The 15,211-nt window shown below is 43.1% G+C and carries 17 protein-coding genes; 10 read left to right on the forward strand and 7 right to left on the reverse strand.

Annotated features, from left to right (window positions below; all coding sequences use genetic code 11):
* Nucleotides 1-232: 232 nt before the first annotated feature.
* From HYU97_08555 to HYU97_08580, 6 genes are all read left to right on the forward strand, one after another.
* On the forward strand, nucleotides 233-508 hold the full coding sequence (locus tag HYU97_08555; protein ID MBI2336792.1) for a type II toxin-antitoxin system prevent-host-death family antitoxin: 276 nt from the start codon (nucleotides 233-235) through the stop codon (nucleotides 506-508).
* Nucleotides 505-810: a type II toxin-antitoxin system RelE/ParE family toxin gene (locus HYU97_08560; GenBank protein ID MBI2336793.1), complete on the forward strand. Its 306-nt coding sequence runs from the start codon at nucleotides 505-507 to the stop codon at nucleotides 808-810. The genes HYU97_08555 and HYU97_08560 overlap by 4 nt, the downstream gene beginning before the upstream one ends.
* Nucleotides 811-950: 140 nt before the next feature.
* On the forward strand, nucleotides 951-1,193 hold the full coding sequence (locus HYU97_08565; protein MBI2336794.1) for a CopG family transcriptional regulator: 243 nt from the start codon (nucleotides 951-953) through the stop codon (nucleotides 1,191-1,193).
* A complete protein-coding gene (locus HYU97_08570; GenBank protein ID MBI2336795.1) occupies nucleotides 1,190-1,594 on the forward strand; it encodes a type II toxin-antitoxin system VapC family toxin in 405 nt (134 codons plus the stop codon). The genes HYU97_08565 and HYU97_08570 overlap by 4 nt, the downstream gene beginning before the upstream one ends.
* Nucleotides 1,595-1,862: 268 nt before the next feature.
* On the forward strand, nucleotides 1,863-2,072 hold the full coding sequence (locus tag HYU97_08575; GenBank protein MBI2336796.1) for a type II toxin-antitoxin system VapB family antitoxin: 210 nt from the start codon (nucleotides 1,863-1,865) through the stop codon (nucleotides 2,070-2,072).
* Entirely contained in the window at nucleotides 2,060-2,458 is a 399-nt protein-coding gene (locus HYU97_08580) for a PIN domain nuclease (protein ID MBI2336797.1), read from the forward strand. Before HYU97_08575 ends, HYU97_08580 begins: the two co-directional genes overlap by 13 nt.
* Before the next feature lie 13 nt (nucleotides 2,459-2,471).
* Here the strand turns inward: HYU97_08580 and HYU97_08585 are convergent, their stop codons facing one another.
* The 6 genes from HYU97_08585 to rplU all read right to left on the reverse strand — a co-directional run bounded on the left by HYU97_08585 (nucleotide 2,472) and on the right by rplU (nucleotide 8,032).
* Nucleotides 2,472-4,274, reverse strand: coding sequence for a methyltransferase (locus HYU97_08585; GenBank protein ID MBI2336798.1), 1,803 nt, complete (start codon nucleotides 4,272-4,274; stop codon nucleotides 2,472-2,474).
* A gap of 140 nt (nucleotides 4,275-4,414) precedes the next feature.
* On the reverse strand, nucleotides 4,415-4,957 hold the full coding sequence (locus tag HYU97_08590; GenBank protein ID MBI2336799.1) for a tetratricopeptide repeat protein: 543 nt from the start codon (nucleotides 4,955-4,957) through the stop codon (nucleotides 4,415-4,417).
* A 9-nt stretch (nucleotides 4,958-4,966) separates the two neighbouring features.
* Complete coding sequence (proB, locus tag HYU97_08595; GenBank protein MBI2336800.1) at nucleotides 4,967-6,091, reverse strand: glutamate 5-kinase; 1,125 nt, start codon at nucleotides 6,089-6,091, stop codon at nucleotides 4,967-4,969.
* A gap of 151 nt (nucleotides 6,092-6,242) precedes the next feature.
* Nucleotides 6,243-7,268: a GTPase ObgE gene (gene obgE / locus HYU97_08600; GenBank protein MBI2336801.1), complete on the reverse strand. Its 1,026-nt coding sequence runs from the start codon at nucleotides 7,266-7,268 to the stop codon at nucleotides 6,243-6,245.
* A 39-nt stretch (nucleotides 7,269-7,307) separates the two neighbouring features.
* On the reverse strand, nucleotides 7,308-7,562 hold the full coding sequence (gene rpmA / locus HYU97_08605) for a 50S ribosomal protein L27 (protein MBI2336802.1): 255 nt from the start codon (nucleotides 7,560-7,562) through the stop codon (nucleotides 7,308-7,310).
* A gap of 161 nt (nucleotides 7,563-7,723) precedes the next feature.
* Entirely contained in the window at nucleotides 7,724-8,032 is a 309-nt protein-coding gene (rplU, locus tag HYU97_08610; GenBank protein MBI2336803.1) for a 50S ribosomal protein L21, read from the reverse strand.
* Nucleotides 8,033-8,446: 414 nt separating this feature from the next.
* Here rplU and HYU97_08615 point away from each other — a divergent pair, with 414 nt between their 5' ends.
* The 3 genes from HYU97_08615 (at nucleotide 8,447) to HYU97_08625 (ending at nucleotide 9,626) form a co-directional block, all read left to right on the forward strand.
* Nucleotides 8,447-8,785: a hypothetical protein gene (locus tag HYU97_08615; protein MBI2336804.1), complete on the forward strand. Its 339-nt coding sequence runs from the start codon at nucleotides 8,447-8,449 to the stop codon at nucleotides 8,783-8,785.
* Nucleotides 8,778-9,062 carry a hypothetical protein gene (locus HYU97_08620; protein ID MBI2336805.1) on the forward strand — a complete coding sequence of 95 codons (285 nt, stop codon included), beginning with the start codon at nucleotides 8,778-8,780 and terminating at the stop codon, nucleotides 9,060-9,062. Before HYU97_08615 ends, HYU97_08620 begins: the two co-directional genes overlap by 8 nt.
* Before the next feature lie 240 nt (nucleotides 9,063-9,302).
* Nucleotides 9,303-9,626: a hypothetical protein gene (locus HYU97_08625; protein MBI2336806.1), complete on the forward strand. Its 324-nt coding sequence runs from the start codon at nucleotides 9,303-9,305 to the stop codon at nucleotides 9,624-9,626.
* Here the strand turns inward: HYU97_08625 and HYU97_08630 are convergent.
* Nucleotides 9,604-11,334 (reverse strand): thrombospondin type 3 repeat-containing protein, encoded by a 1,731-nt coding sequence (locus tag HYU97_08630; GenBank protein MBI2336807.1) that lies wholly within the window; start codon nucleotides 11,332-11,334, stop codon nucleotides 9,604-9,606. The two genes, HYU97_08625 and HYU97_08630, sit on opposite strands and share 23 nt — an antisense overlap.
* Before the next feature lie 736 nt (nucleotides 11,335-12,070).
* On the opposite strand from HYU97_08630, the gene HYU97_08635 reads away from it, so the two are divergent.
* Nucleotides 12,071-14,953, forward strand: a complete 2,883-nt coding sequence (locus tag HYU97_08635) for a hypothetical protein (GenBank protein ID MBI2336808.1) — start codon at nucleotides 12,071-12,073, stop codon at nucleotides 14,951-14,953.
* Nucleotides 14,954-15,211 lie beyond the last annotated feature (258 nt).

Here is a 15,211-nt window from a genome sequence, read left to right on the forward strand (position 1 = left end):
AATGCATTTTTATTATTAAATTTTACATTATTATACGTATAAATATGTATTTTATTTATACATAAACTCTTCTTATTTTAAAGGATATTCAACTAAAAGATTGGCTAAAGTAGTTATCGGCAAATTAATCTAAAAAGTTTTGAATATTGAACATTTTGAAATTTATTTTTTGAACGGATTACTATATCATAATCATGATATTTAATTATCCATTAAAGGTAAGGAGTATTTTATGTCTCTTATTGTTCCCATTTCTGATTTAAGAAATAAAACCCGCAAGATTGTAGAAATTTGCCATGAAGGGGAACCCGTATTTGTCACTCGAAATGGCCAAGGAGAGTTGGTTGTCATGAGTCAAACTTTATATGAACAAATGCAGGCAAGGCTAGAGCTTTACCGAAAACTAGACGAGGCTGAGGCCCTTTACCAAGAAGGCTCCCAAGGCAAACCTCATGCTACGGTCATGAAAAATCTCAAAGCTCGTTTGCAGACCCGTACCCCCTTGTGAAAAAAGTTGCTGTCATTTATTACCTACCAACCGCAGAACAAGATTTAAAAGAAATTTTTGACTATATTCGTCGAGACTCTTTAATAAAAGCCACTAAATTTTTAACCCATGTCGATCGCACAATCGCTAGACTCTCACATTTTCCTTATTTGGGAACTATTCCCAAAGATGGTTTCTTAAAAAGAAAAGGTTATCGCCTCTTGGTAATTCAAGACCACTTAGCCTTTTATCGTGTAGCAAAGAATAAAGTTATAATTTACCGAGTGTTGCACGGAAAAAGGCGATATAAATTTTTACTATAGGCCGCCGCAAGAAGCACGGCTGACGAAATAACCCAAGCACTCTCCCTGCAAGGCTGAGGCATTACACAAAATTGCCAAATTGCCCTTGAATTTTTAGTTAGTTCAAGTATATTTGGAAATATAATTGTGAGGTGTTTTTTATGGGCCAAATCGCCATTTATTTAGAAGATGAATTACAAAAAAAGGTAGATAAATTATCCAAGCACGAGGGCAAGAGTCGTTCAGCGTGGGTTAAAGAGGCCATTGAGCAAAAAATGAGTGCGGGCCTGCCGACCTCTTGGTTTGAAATCTGGGGAACGTGGCAAGACGATCGTAGCCCAAAAAAAATCCTTCAAGAAATTGATGCTGGCTACCTTGAGGTAGAAAGAACACCCCTAAAATGAATTACCTCATCGACACTGACATTTGCATTTATATATTGAATGAAAATAATCCAAAACTTAAAACACGGTTTCAAGAAAAAACTCAATCCAGGTTTTGCGTTAGCAGTATCACCGAAGCTGAACTCTATTACGGTGCCCTTCACTCTGCTAAGCCTAAAAGTAATTTAGAAAAAATTGAGCTTTTCCTCAGCCCCCTTGAAAAGATCTATTTTGATTCAATGGCTGCTAAACATTTTGCCTACCTAAAAGAACACCTCGTAAAAATTGGAAAACCCATTGGGGCCCCCGACATGTTTATTGCAGCATCGGCCCTAGCCCACGATCTTACCCTCATTTCCAATAATGAAAAACACTTTCAAAATATCCCAAAACTAAAATTCGAAAACTGGAATACTCCATAAATCTGATTAGGAGCTGCACTGAAATAAGATGGACTTTTAGCGCTCAGATTGGGGTCAGATTTGGCCGATCTGAATGAGCAAAACCGGAGGGCTAGCAGAAGCTAGCTTGAGGATTTTGCGATTGAAGATCGAGCAAAGATGACCCCAAGATGAGATGCTAAAATGTTTGTCTTATTTCAGTGCAGCTCCTTAGCTTAGCACTTTTTAAAGAATCTTTATTAAATTACCTATTGATCTATACACCTAAATTTGTTATTTTGTACACATCATGGCACGTACTAATATTATTTTAGACGATCATCTCATCAAAGAAGCAGGCCGCCTAACCAAAATCAAAACAAAAAAACAACTCGTCCATCACGCTTTAGAAATGCTCGTTAAAGCAGAAAGACGAAAAAAAATGTTAAGCTTAGAGGGTAAGGTCTACTGGCAGGGCAATCTCAGCTCTTCAAGAAAGTCACGTAAATGGTCCTCGTAGACACGAGCGTATGGGTTGATTTTTTCCGCGGAATTGCCTCTAAGGAAAGAAAAATACTTCATCAGCTCCTTGAATCAAACGAAGAAATAGGGCTTTGTGGGCTCATCAAACAAGAAATTCTTCAGGGAGTTTCTAATGATTTGCAATATCAAAAAATTAAAAACTATTTAGAAAATTTTATTTACTTTGATTTCCGCGACCCTGAACATTTTGAAATGGCTGCTACTCTTTATCGAAACTGCCGTAAAAAAGGAAAAACTCCTCGTAAAATCATCGATTGTCTTATTGCCGCAGTGGCAATAAGCAATGGCCTTCCAGTTCTCCACAAAGATCACGATTTTGATCTTATCGCCCAATGCAACCCTTTAAAAATTTATAACAGCTAATCCGCAGCACTTTTTAATTTAAATTAATTTTTAAAATTTCCCACTTTGGTAATATTTTGCACAGTAGATCATTCGCATGCTCGGGGTTTTGACAATACTCCTCTAAACTTTGTCTCAACAAACTTTCATGTGAGACCCTATGCAATTCCCTATACACCCCCTCTCTCAAGTCAGGCATCCGGACGATGTTTATATAAACCCCTCCTTTCTTGCCTTCACCCATTGTATCTGGTTCTTGACTGTGTCGCGAATAGGCTAGCTCTAATTTTTTCATTCGCATATTATCATTGTGGGTTACTTGCAATCCCAGTGGAAGCTCGGTCGCACGAATGGTCCAAAGATAAGGCCGTAAAGCAACGACCCCATCAGCCTTTAAGGCTTGTTGAATTTCACTTTGCAAAACTTTAAATTGTGGGGTGTCTTGCGGATTTAAGTATATGGGTTCTGCCTGGCCCGTCTGCCATTTTCGTTGTTCAAGGAGATAGTAAGCTAAAAAGTTGGCATAGTCATGAGCACCCATAGTCAATCGCTCAAAACCTAAGGGTGCATAATCCACCTGCAACCCCCGCCCTTTCCAAGGCGTGCTTCTTTCCTGCAAAGCAGCTGTGGCATAAATTTTCCCTTCCCTCCCTTCCACCAACACTGAATATAAAATAAATGGCGCATCTTTTTCCAAAACCGGCAAGGCCTGATCTAAAAAAATTTCCGTCACATCTAAACCACGGGGGCCACCATCACCAAAATCGGTAAATTCAGCCGCATAGCTTTTTGGTACCGCATTAAAAGGAGGATTTGACACCGCTAAATTAAGTTTGCGCCCAGCGAGCGCTTGAGTAAAATTATTTGGATCCATATTATCAACCACGACCATACGATCGGCTACATCATTAACCATGGCATTGAAGCGGTTCAAATTCATAGCTTGGGGGTCTATTTCCAAAGCAATGGCCTTTTCTAAATCAGGGTGCAGCTGTAAAAGAGTGATGGCAAAAATACCTGTGCCCGCACCAAAATCCGCCGCTACTCCACGGTAACGGGTGCCTGCACGATACTGGTCTTCAAGATAAGTTTGCAGAATAAAACTTGTGGAACTAATTTGCGCAGTGGGCACTGGCGCACCCGATGATCGCAGTGCTTGAGGCAAATCAAAAAATAAATATGAAATTTCTCCGTTGGGGAGACGGCGTGAAGTTAAACCGAGTTCATTGAGCCGAAAAATAACTTGGCCATTCACATGGTAACTACCAATAATCCCAAATCCTTGCAGCTCAGCTAACAATTCAAGATTACCATCGAATAATTCTTGAGTTTGCCCCAAACTTAAGGGCTTCCCATACATGAAAAAGGCAATGGCCTCTTGTTGCCGAATTGACAAACCCGAATTTTGTAATCGCGCTAAGGCGTCATAGGGGTTTGCATCGTAAATAGAGGTAATCCCATAACTGTCGGGGTGCAAAAGTTGATTGGCCTGGTCAAAGGCAATCCCATCTAAAAATATTTGCAAATTTGTGGCCACACATTGTTGATGGTCATCGCTTAACTCAAACTGAACTAGCGGCACGCTCATGGCCGATTGATCAGGTACCTCTAACTCCACCGATTGCGTTCCCCCAATGCTGATCAAACTACACTGGCCTGCCAATAACTTTACAGTAGAACTATTTGTTAAAGTTTGAGCAACCCGCTGCTCTGTTGGTGGTAAGGTAAAATTCGGTTCAGAAGTATTAACCTCTCCTGCTGCAGGGCACCGCGGAATCTCTTCATCACGGGGAGTTGAAGACACGACAGGAGAAATAGGGACAATAGGAGGTGCCATAATATCGCTTGTTTCATGCAAACTTTATTCCAAAGCAAGGGTAAAATATTTTAAAATAAAGTTAGTTATTCCAATAGGTTACGATAAAAAGAGCACGCCACCCTAAACTTAGGTGAGGAGAATAATCCCCAAAATGAGTACTATTGCACAACAATACTAGAAGGGTCGATGAGGCCCATTAACTCTGGGGCGCGGGGGGATTGCATTTTTTCTAAGGCTGAATAATGTTTTTTGGCCTTGCCCAAATCGCCTATTTGCACATACACCCGGCCGGCTTCAAAATGGGCCTCTGCGGATTGTTTATTTTGGCTCGTTGCCTGTTCATATTCACTGGCGGCCAACTCAAGCATTTTGCGTTTGGCATAGGTTCGCGCTAAATAAAAATGGGCCTCCCACTGATTAGCATTGATCGATAAACTTTTTAGTAACGACTCTTGAGCTACTTGATAAAGTTCGCGGCTATAATAAGCTTTGCCCAATTCAGCATGAATGGCCGCATTCATCGGTTGGTTTTTAAGCGCCTGAAAAAGAATATCAATCGCCTTGTCGTATTTGCCGGCCTGATTAAAGCTTTGAGCTTGTTGAAGGTAGGGGTTGGCCGTTTGGGGCCAGGCCGGCTGAACACAACAGAACAGAAAGAAGAAGATAAAATGGAAGATTCTTCGCTTCGCTCTGAATGACATAATCATTTCCTATAGCAATACCAAGTCATCGCGATGAATTATTTCATCGGAATATTTATACCCCAAACAATTTTGAATTTCACTGGTTTTGCAACCTTTGAGCTTGGCCACTTCTTCCGACGAATAGCTGGTTAAACCGCGGGCAAAGGGGCCCTCGCCCGCCACTGTAATTTCGACACAATCACCAATTTGAAAATTCCCCGTAATGGCCTTAATGCCCGATGGCAATAACGACTTGCCCTGTTTTAATAAAACAAGCTTGGCTCCTTCATCAACAACCAGAGTTCCCGCTACAGATCCCATGTAAGCAATCCAATGTTTGCGAGCCGCCACACGATCGGCCCCTGCCTTGGGTAATATTAAAGTACCCACATCTTCTTTTAATAAAATTTTATGGAGCACTTCTGGATCGTTGCCACTTGCAATCACGGTAGGAACGCCAAAGTGACAGGCCTTCACCGCGGCTTCTAATTTGGTTTGCATGCCCCCCGTAGAACCAACCCTTAAAGTGCCACTGGCATAACTAAAAGCGGTTTCACTCAATTCTTCTAAAACAGAAATTCGGCTGGCCTTTGCATCTACCCGTGGATCGGAAGTATAAAGCCCGTCGATATCGGTTAAAATAACCAACAAATCCGCTTCGACTAAATTGGTCACCAAGGCCGACAAATTATCGTTGTCACCAAATTTTATTTCTTCTACCGAAACCGTGTCGTTTTCGTTGATGATGGGGATAAGCTGATACTTTAATAATTGGGTAATCGTGTGGCGTGCATTCAAAAAACGATAGCGATCGGCTAAGTCATCCCGATCTAGCAAAATTTGGGCTACTTTTATTTGATGCTTAGCAAAGGCCTTTTCATATTCTCGCATCATGGTGATTTGGCCCGCAGCCGCAATGGCCTGCTTTTGATGAATTTGCACCGGCACTTTTTTGAGCCCCAGCAAATCGAGCCCGGCCGCAATGGCCCCTGAAGAAACTAATACGATTTGATATTTTTTTTCGACTAGCGCTGCCACTTGTTTGACAATGCGCTTAAAATGAGCACTCTTGATTTTACCCTGAGCGTCGGTTAGCAAAGAACTGCCTATTTTTATAACGATTCGTTTACGATTTTTTAAGATGTTACGCATATTATAAATGATGTCATTCCAAGCTACATTATTGTCATATATGGATCCCGGGTCTAGCCCGGGATGACGCAACACCGTCATGCCGGACCTGATCCGGCATCCATTCATTCATATATGGATCCCGGCTCAAGGCCGGGATGACGTAATGTCGTCATGCCGGGCTTGACCCGGCATCCATCTGATGACGTAGACACCTTGCCAACTCCTTCACCAACTCCTTGCACCCCTCACCCGTAACGGCGCTAATTTTAAAAACCTTAAATCCTTTTCTAGAAAAAAGCGAATAGGTTTTTTTAAGTTTTTTGGCATCTTGCACGGCATCAATTTTGGTCAACACCACCCAACAAACTCTTTCTTTAAACTTTTCACTAAACTCATAAAGCTCGTGCTGGATTTTTTGAAAAGATTCCCAGGGTTGAGGATTTTCTGGATCGTTGATATCGATCAAATGAAGAAAAATTTTAGTGCGTTCAATATGTTTTAAAAATTGAATGCCCATGCCCACCCCATGACTGGCCCCTTCTAACAACCCCGGGATATCGGCAATCGTAAAGCTATGTTTTTGGCCCACGCGAGCCACCCCTAATTGTGGCACCAAGGTGGTAAAAGGATAATCGGCAATCTTGGGGCGAGCGGCCGTGACTGCCGCTAAAAATGTTGATTTGCCGGCATTGGGCCTGCCCACCAAACCCACATCGGCCAATAGCTTAAGTTCTAATTTGAGATGCCGCTCTTCACCTTTAACACCTTCTTCACAACGGCGCGGGGCTCGATTGGTGGAGGTGGCAAAATGCATGTTGCCTCGACCACCACGACCACCAACGGCTGCGGTTATTTTCAATTGATGTTGATGAATGTCGGCTAATAAGAGCTGCGTTTCGACATCATACACCAAGGTCCCCACCGGAACTTTAATTTCTAAATCACGACCTGATTTGCCGTGCATGTCGCTACCCTTACCATGCTCACCACGCCCGGCTTTAAAAACAGCCGTGTAATGAAAATCCATGAGGGTATTTTTATTTTCATCACCTACGATAAATACACTACCACCATCACCACCGTCGCCCCCATTGGGGCCACCCCGCGGCACATATTTTTCGCGACGAAACGCCACACAACCGTTGCCGCCGTCGCCTGCGACTACGTGAATTTTGGCTTCATCTATGAATTTCATATATGGATCCTCCGGTCATGCCGGAGGATGACAGGAACATTAAATAGGATAGACGCTCACGCGTTTACGTTTTTGATCGAGGTGCTCAAATTTTACAATGCCATCGATGAGCGAATAGATGGTCCAATCGCGCCCTAGGCCCACATTTTTACCAGCGTGAATTTTGCTGCCCACCTGGCGAATAATAATATTACCTGGCACCACATGCTCGCCACCATAACGTTTAACGCCTCGCCGTTGCCCATTGGAATCACGACCGTTGCGAGAAGAACCACCTGCTTTTTTATGCGCCATAAGAAACCTCTTAACTCAAGATTGCTTTGTCGTTTCACTCCTCGCAATGACATCCCATCTGTCATATATGGATCCCGGGTCAAGCCCGGGATGACGCAATATCGTCATGCCGGGCTTGATCCGGCATCCATTCATTCATTGCGAGCGTCTGCGAAGCAATCTCAACTCACAATTTTTTTAATCAACACTTCGGTATATTTTTGCCGATGCCCTTGCTTTTTCTGATAACCTTTACGTTTTTTCTTTTTGAAAATAATAATTTTTTTATCTTTTATATCAGCGACGATTTCGCCACTCACACTCGCCTTTTCCAAAATGGGTTTGCCCACTTGGATCGTTTCTCCACCAATCATCAGCACTCGGGTAAAAGTGATGGCCTGCCCTGGCACCCCTGGCACTTTATCAACCCAAAGCTTTTCCCCTTCGCTAACTTTGTATTGCTTACCACTGGTTTCAATAATCGCGTACATACGTTGCCCTTTACAATAAAGCCCTTAAAAAAGGGGGAGTTTATTAACCTTATTAGCACGATTAGTCAAGAGTAGAGGAGGAGTGATTCGCAATGGGCTTGTTGAAAAATGTGCTTTCTGTCATCCCTGCGGAGGCAGGGATCTAGTGATTTCAGGCAGTTCTGGATTCCCGCCGGAGTTTACCCCTGCGCAGGCAGGGGCTGGAATGACATTTTTTAACACATTTATAATGTCTAATTATGTACAAATTTTAGACTAAAACTCGACATGAATACCCATTTCTATGGAAATTTTAAACCATATTCAAAAATACTTAAATAATATTAGATAGTTATAAAAAAATCCCAATTGGCACGCTATTTGCTATCCATATGAGTAGGGGCACGCCCCTCACGGGGTTTTTAGGGAGAAAACATGGGTAAAGTACAGAAAACTACTGAAAGCACCAACATCCAGCGGGCACTTGAAGCCGACTTGGCGGGCATTGATGCTGCTTTAAAAAAAATCACCGACTTTGAGCTTCCAAATGCTTCCTCGACTGAACACACTCAATTCAATCCTCCTAAGCCAAGCCTTGCCGACCTAGAATACGGAGCGCTAAAACCTTCTTTTCCTAAGCTAACCCGAGAAAAATCAGTGGAAATTTCTGATGAAGCATTCGCCAGCCGAACCTCAGAAGTTATCCGAGGTGGCAAGAACCGAACCGCATTTTGCCCGCTCGTTAAGAGAAAAATCTCCAACCCGCGTGGCTGAACGACCGCTTAAAGGCCCAAAACCAGTTGTTGTAGCTGAACAAGCACCTCCTAAATCGCCCCATGATGCTCAACCCACTTTAAAAATTACCGATTATGCCGCTCGTTCTAAACCAAACCCAGGTTTGCTGCCCATGTCACTTCAAGTCAGTTCTGGATTATTTGGCAGACCCTTTATCACCTTCCTTGACCCAATTTTTGCATTCAATACCAATCCAACCCCATCTAAAGAAGCCACTGCGCAAACACCTGATCCAAAGGCTCCTAAAAAAATCTAAACTTAGCGGACGGCAAACGCTCTATTTTCGATATTTTGCTGGCATAGGCTGGGGAGAAAAGACACCGTTTTTAATGGCCCTTTGGAGCCAAAACCCACCATGGCTTAGTGCGCCAACACGCTGCATAAAAAGTGTGAGTAAATTTCACAAATAAATCCAATAAGATACGTCAAAAATTGTACAATGTTTTTTGGCCAAGTTGGCTCAAAACTTGAAGTTTACTCTTAATGGAGAGAAACTATGAAGGTGTTAACCGCAGTTTACGAAAGACTATTTCCCGCGTTTTTGGTCATTAGCCTGATGGCTTTTACCTTTTTAATCTTCTTTGCCATCTTTGCTAAAGTGAAGGCCGAGCCGCGCACGATAAAGGCAAAACCCAAAGCAAAATGGACCTATCAGCAACATTACTCCGACCGTTTTGGTGAAACTCCCACTGTTTACTACTCCGAAATACGCCCTATTCGATTTTTAATCGATCCCATCACAAAAAAAGGGATCAACACCTCAGGCGGATTATTTTTTCAATACGATTTAAGCCGAGTTAAATTTTACGTAAGTTTTTAGCTTTAAGATCGCGGCGCATCAGGTATAGCAATCCCACCCACAGCGCAATCAAGCCTTTAAAAACCCACGGGCTAGCCCCGGCTTCAAAGTTAGGTTGCAGGCTACACCCACCGCTACTATTTTCTTCGAGAGGAAGATTGATCACGGGCGTAACGCATTGACCGCCTTGCAATACCTGCCCATCGGGGCACGACGTCACTGGGGTAGGAGTTGGCTTGGTCGTAGGGGTAGGCGTTGAGGTTGGTGTTGGTGTTGCGACAGAAGTAGGAGTTGGCGTTGGTGTTACAACCGGCTCGCAAACATCGCCCGTCCCATCGCTATCGCTATCGGTTTGATCGGGATTGGCTAAGCTTGGGCAATTATCTTTTGCATCTTCGACACCATCACTATCGTTATCTTTAATGGTATCATCGCTGTCACACAAATCGCCTTCACTATCGTGGTCTACATCGGCTTGATCGGCGTTAGCCACGTTAGGGCAATTATCGACCGCGTCCTTCACCCCGTCATCATCTTGATCGTCATCGACTAATACATTGCCATCATCAGGGTCACAAACCGCCCCGGCGCCATCACCATCGGCATCTTCTTGAAAGGGATTACCAACGAGCGGGCAATTATCTTCACCATCGTTAACCCCATCGTTATCGTCATCGGCATCACAGGCATCACCAGCCTTGTCGCCATCAGTATCGAGCTGATCGGCATTGGCAACGCTGGGGCAATTATCGAGAGTCGTAATCGTACCATCACCATCTTCATCCATGGCCTTTAAAAAGTCGGGATTAGCAAGAACTTTTAAAAGTTCGAGCCAAGCCGGAGTTATTACCAAAAGAATAGTAGGCTTCTCAGGCTTTTTATAGGCCAACGAATAAACCGACGAACCCTTGCTAGGATCGGTCAACATGAAGGTAAAATAAGTCTCTTGAGAAATAACCGATTTGCCCAAGGCTTTTTTAATTTCATCGGCTAAAATATTGACCGAATACACCCCATCACTTTTTTGCATATTGGGTACTAATATTACCGTCTTGACTAAATACCGAGCCTGCGTGGGTTGGCCATCGGTCATATCCTTAGATTCAGCAATATAAACGTGAAGCTCATAACTTGTATCGGGCTGAATTAAATGCACATCAACAGAACCTGACAAATTATCTTGCCCATCATTAGTTAATTCCACAACGGTGGGGGCTTTGATATCATCATTGATATAACCCGCAAATAGAATACCCATGCCCCCTGCCCCGGCTTTATTGTCATAGGCAATGAGTTCTTTTAAATTAATCTTTGATTGATTACCACTAATGTAAACCCCTGCTTCTTTGTTAGAAAAACTTTGGGTAGAAAAAATATTATTTTGGCTTGATTCAATATAAATACCCTTCTGGCTGTTGGCTGCAAAGACGGGCAATTGAATTTTATTGGTCCCTGAATTGCTATTAATAACCGAAGGCTGAATGGTAGCGCCATTGCCACTAAGGGAAATCCCATTGCTTGAGTTCAAAAGGCTTTGTATCCCCTTAAGAAAAGCAAAATTACCGGAAATTTTGAACCCATCTAGTTCATTATGAATCGCAAGCATTCTCTCTAAAATATTATTGTGGCCCGCAATGCACCAACCATGGCCCGGATAATTAACTACGCTGATCGACCCTTGAAACTCGATATTGTCGCCCGAGTAATATTGAGTAAGAAATGGCTGCATATTCGCCGAATAGTCGGGTAAATATTCATGGGAATTCCCAGTATAAATCCCGCAATCCCCTTTCACATCGCTATCACCAAAAGCCACCATTTCAGAACCATCGATAGTTACATTCTCGCCCGGAAGAGTTTTGATGATGAGCTTTTCACCTTTAGCGATGGTAATGCCATAAAGGGGAGATTTTAATTGAATCGTGCCTGGTTTACTAAAGATTAGCCTTCTAACCTTAACCCCATCTTTACTTAAATTGTCATCGACGCATAAATTTTCTAAAGCGATTATTTTTTGCCCACCCGTCGCAACTGTGGTTCCCAACAAATAAATATAATCGCGAAATGTTGTAGATGCATTAGTTTGAACGCTGGGATTATTACCAGGGTTATCCAACAAAGTTGGATCAACACTGCACGTCTCAGCAAAAGCCATATTATAAGGTAGTAAGGCAAAAAGACTAATGAACAGAAATAATTTAAATTGCATGGTTCCCCCCTGACTTATATTGGAACTATTCAAGTTATCGCCTTAAACGCTAAGAAGTTGCGTAATTGGCCTAAAAATTGAACCAAATACTCATTTTATGTCGTTGATAGCAACTCTTGAGCAAGTTGTACGATAACTCTTTCTGTCATTGCGAGCCCAACGGGCGTGGCAATCTCACCGGTTAAACCGAGGAGATTGCTTCACCCCTAAAGGGGTTCGCAATGACAGAGCAAACTAATGTCCGGGGGGACCCAAAATGGGTATATACTACGTCGTTCGTAGCAACGATAATTCTGCTACAATCTGTGATAATCCTGAAGAAAAATCCACACGATGCGGTGGAGAAACCATTCAACATACCGCAGTTGATAGTGACGGTGACGGCCGATTAGAAAGTTTGAACATTACCATCGGTACCAAAGTTGGCGATTATAGTGGTGATGCACTTTCTAAATTTGGTAGTAATGAAGATATTTTTGTTCTTGCCGATCAAACCACGGGGCAACTTACTCTTAAAACCCTTGGCGAAATAAAATCGATCTTCCGCGGCCAAGGCAAACCTTTGAAATGGTCATTGGAAGCGCGCGGTGGGGTATTTTTATCTTTACAAGGCGAAGCCACTGCACCGGCTGCTGACGTACCAACGGCTTCTACCTCTTCTAGTCCTACGACCGAAGATTGTAATAAATATACAACCGTCAAAGAAATTCGCCAGTGTATCGAGAATAATAACAAAGGTGGCTCTACACCCCCAACGGTTAAACTCGATGCTAACGGCAACAACGATTCAGCCACTCAATTGCCTCCTGGTAGCTTGTTGTTGGCCGGATCGATCTTATTGAACGACGCGAACACTCATGGCTTGAGATTCTTATTAGACTTACACTTTGCCGATGCAGGCCTTGCAGGAGTAACAGGGTTAATAGGTTATGGGCTTAATATAGGAAATGAAACTCACCGATTTGTTGCTGAAGCCTTATTAGGTGGTGGGAGTTACCAAGACGGTGGTGTTTTTGCGTGGCAGGGTTCTGCAGCATATGAATTTAAACCCTGGGATCACGTTGGGTTTCGTTTTGGCGCTGGGCTAGCGGGCAATCATGGCCCAGATTCTAATCGATTTGGTTTATTGCTTGATGGTGGCATTGTTGTCCATTTGGAAAAGCCAAGCAAAGATTATGACCCCACCGAAGATATCGAAGATTTAAATGCAAGACGAAGAGAACTAATTACAGCATACGAAGGGCAAGCGACGCGTTTTGGCGAGGAGCTAGCGGCCCTTACTTCGGCCATAAGTACTGCTTCGACAGAACCAGAAATAGATACATTAGAAAAACAAGGCACAGCGCTTATTGATGAGTTGCAAAAAGTTGAAACTAAAATACGTGCCCTAGAACGACATTTGAATCAAACTGTAACAGCACTTACTGATTATGGGGTTTTGAGATCTAATCTACAACAAGCTGTTGTCACTGGAAAAGCTAGGATTAGAGCAGCAACCCCTGTTGCCCCCACACCTGGGACGGATCCAGAAGCAACGGCGATCGCTCGTGTGAGACAAGAGGCCAATACTGCCCTTGCACGACTTAAACAGGCGGTTAGTACTCAGCTGAGTTTAATAAACACTGCTGCTATCGGGCATGCCAGCAAAACCGACCTCAGTTCGGCTATTGATGATTTAAACGCAGCAATAAGGACGATTGAAGAAAGTGCCTATTCTAAAACCCTTGTGGAGCTGAACAAAAATCATGGCAATGATTCACACTATGAACTGGCACCTATCATGGCTGAGGCCAGTGCCCAAATGAAGTTGTTAACGGACAAGCTAATAGAAGCCCAAACCAAGCTTGCTAGCCTACTCGATGAACCACAACCTACTCAACCTACTCAACCTACTCAGCCAACCCAACCCACTCCATCAGAAACACCTGAAGCACAAGCCGATGGGCTCGCAAAAAGTTTGAGTGCTGCTTTGCAAGGTGGAACAGCACGTTACAAAGGTACCGACAAAAAAGAGCCTAGTGCCTTAGCTACATTCATCGAAGGACTTACAGAACAAATTCAAAAGTTAGAAGCACCACCCAATGGCGATGCTGTAAAATTAAACGCACTCGCCGATACTAACCCTAAGAATAATGCTATCAAGAAATCAGCCGGCCAAGGAAAAGCATCACTCGCCAACCTTAAAAAATTATTAGCAGCGGCTAAAAAGGTATTTGCTGGATTAGAAAAGAAAGCCCTAGCTACAGCAACAGCTCACGTTAAAACTTTAAAATCCCGAATTGATTTTTATCGTCGCTTATCTTTGCAAATAGGGACTGATGTTAACCGACTACCCACGATCATTGGAATGTTAACCATCGGAATTCCAAATTTAGAACGTAACGGTGGGAGAATCGATGAATTAAGGCAATTAGCCGCAAAATTCCAAGGTAGTGCTGCATTAAAAACACAGCTAAAAACTGCAAAAGGCTATTTAACAGAATTTAAACAAATTCTCAAAGCATCTGAGGATAAGGTACCAAACACTAGCCGAGATACAGTCCAAAAGATGACTGCCATGAGAGCTGAATTAGCAAAAGCAGTGGGAACAGCACCTTTAGCTAATATTATTTATCCCGACTTTAACATTACAATTCCCGTTATAACCCCAGCAGGAAGGATACATCGCTCTGAAACACGCACCGGATACCCAAGCTTTTTGGATTATGCAAAATATCAAGATAACGTCATTCAGTTCTGGACCCATCTCAATGACACCAGGCACATACCTGCCGGTCAATTGAAGGGGAAAGCCGAGGCTATTTTAAAACTCATTCAAGAGAAAATCCCCGATGCTAAATGGGTATTGTTTATTGTTCATAAAAAGACTGCCGCACAGGATCCGTCCCAAGAACTAACCGATTGTAAACGATTTGCAACAAGTTTGGAGGCTGCCTTAAGTACCCATCCAAGTATTCCCAGCAAGGTCATCCCCGTTGGAATAAGGGGATTGCTCAGGTTTGCACCCTCAAATACAGGAGGAAATGCGGGATATGTTGAAGCAGTACAAATTGTCATCATCCGCGGTGACCGTGCCGACGACCTAGCTACTACTTTGAGTGAAGAAGCCACAACCAATCGCGCCAAACCCTTAGAATAATACAGGCCGAGGGGTCACCCATTAGCCCCTGGGGTCAAGAGAAAAAAGTTTTCCCTTAGGATTTTTTCATCAATCCTTTTGAAGTAATCATCTGATAAGATGAGTTTTCTTTTAAACCTGCGCCCTTGAATTCAAATGTTAGAAATCAGACTCAAGGTCTGTTTCAGTCACCTATCAGGTTCTACCCACCTTACGGTGGGCCATCCGCATTGATGCGGCCCAGAAAGCGTTCGGTTCCATCATCACGTCCATTCAAAT

It is taken from the genome of Deltaproteobacteria bacterium, from assembly GCA_016183235.1.
Classification (GTDB): Bacteria; UBA10199; UBA10199; order DSSB01; family JACPFA01; genus JACPFA01.

Excerpts from the sequence above, each read along its gene's own strand:
- obgE (MBI2336801.1), bottom strand. The coding sequence starts at position 7,268 with ATGAAATTCATAGATGAAGCCAAAATTCACGTAGTCGCAGGCGACGGC.
- HYU97_08635 (MBI2336808.1), top strand. The coding sequence starts at position 12,071 with ATGGGTATATACTACGTCGTTCGTAGCAACGATAATTCTGCTACAATC.
- HYU97_08590 (MBI2336799.1), bottom strand. The coding sequence starts at position 4,957 with ATGTCATTCAGAGCGAAGCGAAGAATCTTCCATTTTATCTTCTTCTTT.
- HYU97_08585 (MBI2336798.1), bottom strand. The coding sequence starts at position 4,274 with ATGGCACCTCCTATTGTCCCTATTTCTCCTGTCGTGTCTTCAACTCCC.
- HYU97_08565 (MBI2336794.1), top strand. The coding sequence starts at position 951 with ATGGGCCAAATCGCCATTTATTTAGAAGATGAATTACAAAAAAAGGTA.
- HYU97_08630 (MBI2336807.1), bottom strand. The coding sequence starts at position 11,334 with ATGCAGCCATTTCTTACTCAATATTACTCGGGCGACAATATCGAGTTT.
- rpmA (MBI2336802.1), bottom strand. The coding sequence starts at position 7,562 with ATGGCGCATAAAAAAGCAGGTGGTTCTTCTCGCAACGGTCGTGATTCC.
- HYU97_08580 (MBI2336797.1), top strand. The coding sequence starts at position 2,060 with ATGGTCCTCGTAGACACGAGCGTATGGGTTGATTTTTTCCGCGGAATT.
- HYU97_08615 (MBI2336804.1), top strand. The coding sequence starts at position 8,447 with ATGGGTAAAGTACAGAAAACTACTGAAAGCACCAACATCCAGCGGGCA.
- proB (MBI2336800.1), bottom strand. The coding sequence starts at position 6,091 with ATGCGTAACATCTTAAAAAATCGTAAACGAATCGTTATAAAAATAGGC.
- rplU (MBI2336803.1), bottom strand. The coding sequence starts at position 8,032 with ATGTACGCGATTATTGAAACCAGTGGTAAGCAATACAAAGTTAGCGAA.
- HYU97_08570 (MBI2336795.1), top strand. The coding sequence starts at position 1,190 with ATGAATTACCTCATCGACACTGACATTTGCATTTATATATTGAATGAA.
- HYU97_08625 (MBI2336806.1), top strand. The coding sequence starts at position 9,303 with ATGAAGGTGTTAACCGCAGTTTACGAAAGACTATTTCCCGCGTTTTTG.
- HYU97_08575 (MBI2336796.1), top strand. The coding sequence starts at position 1,863 with ATGGCACGTACTAATATTATTTTAGACGATCATCTCATCAAAGAAGCA.
- HYU97_08555 (MBI2336792.1), top strand. The coding sequence starts at position 233 with ATGTCTCTTATTGTTCCCATTTCTGATTTAAGAAATAAAACCCGCAAG.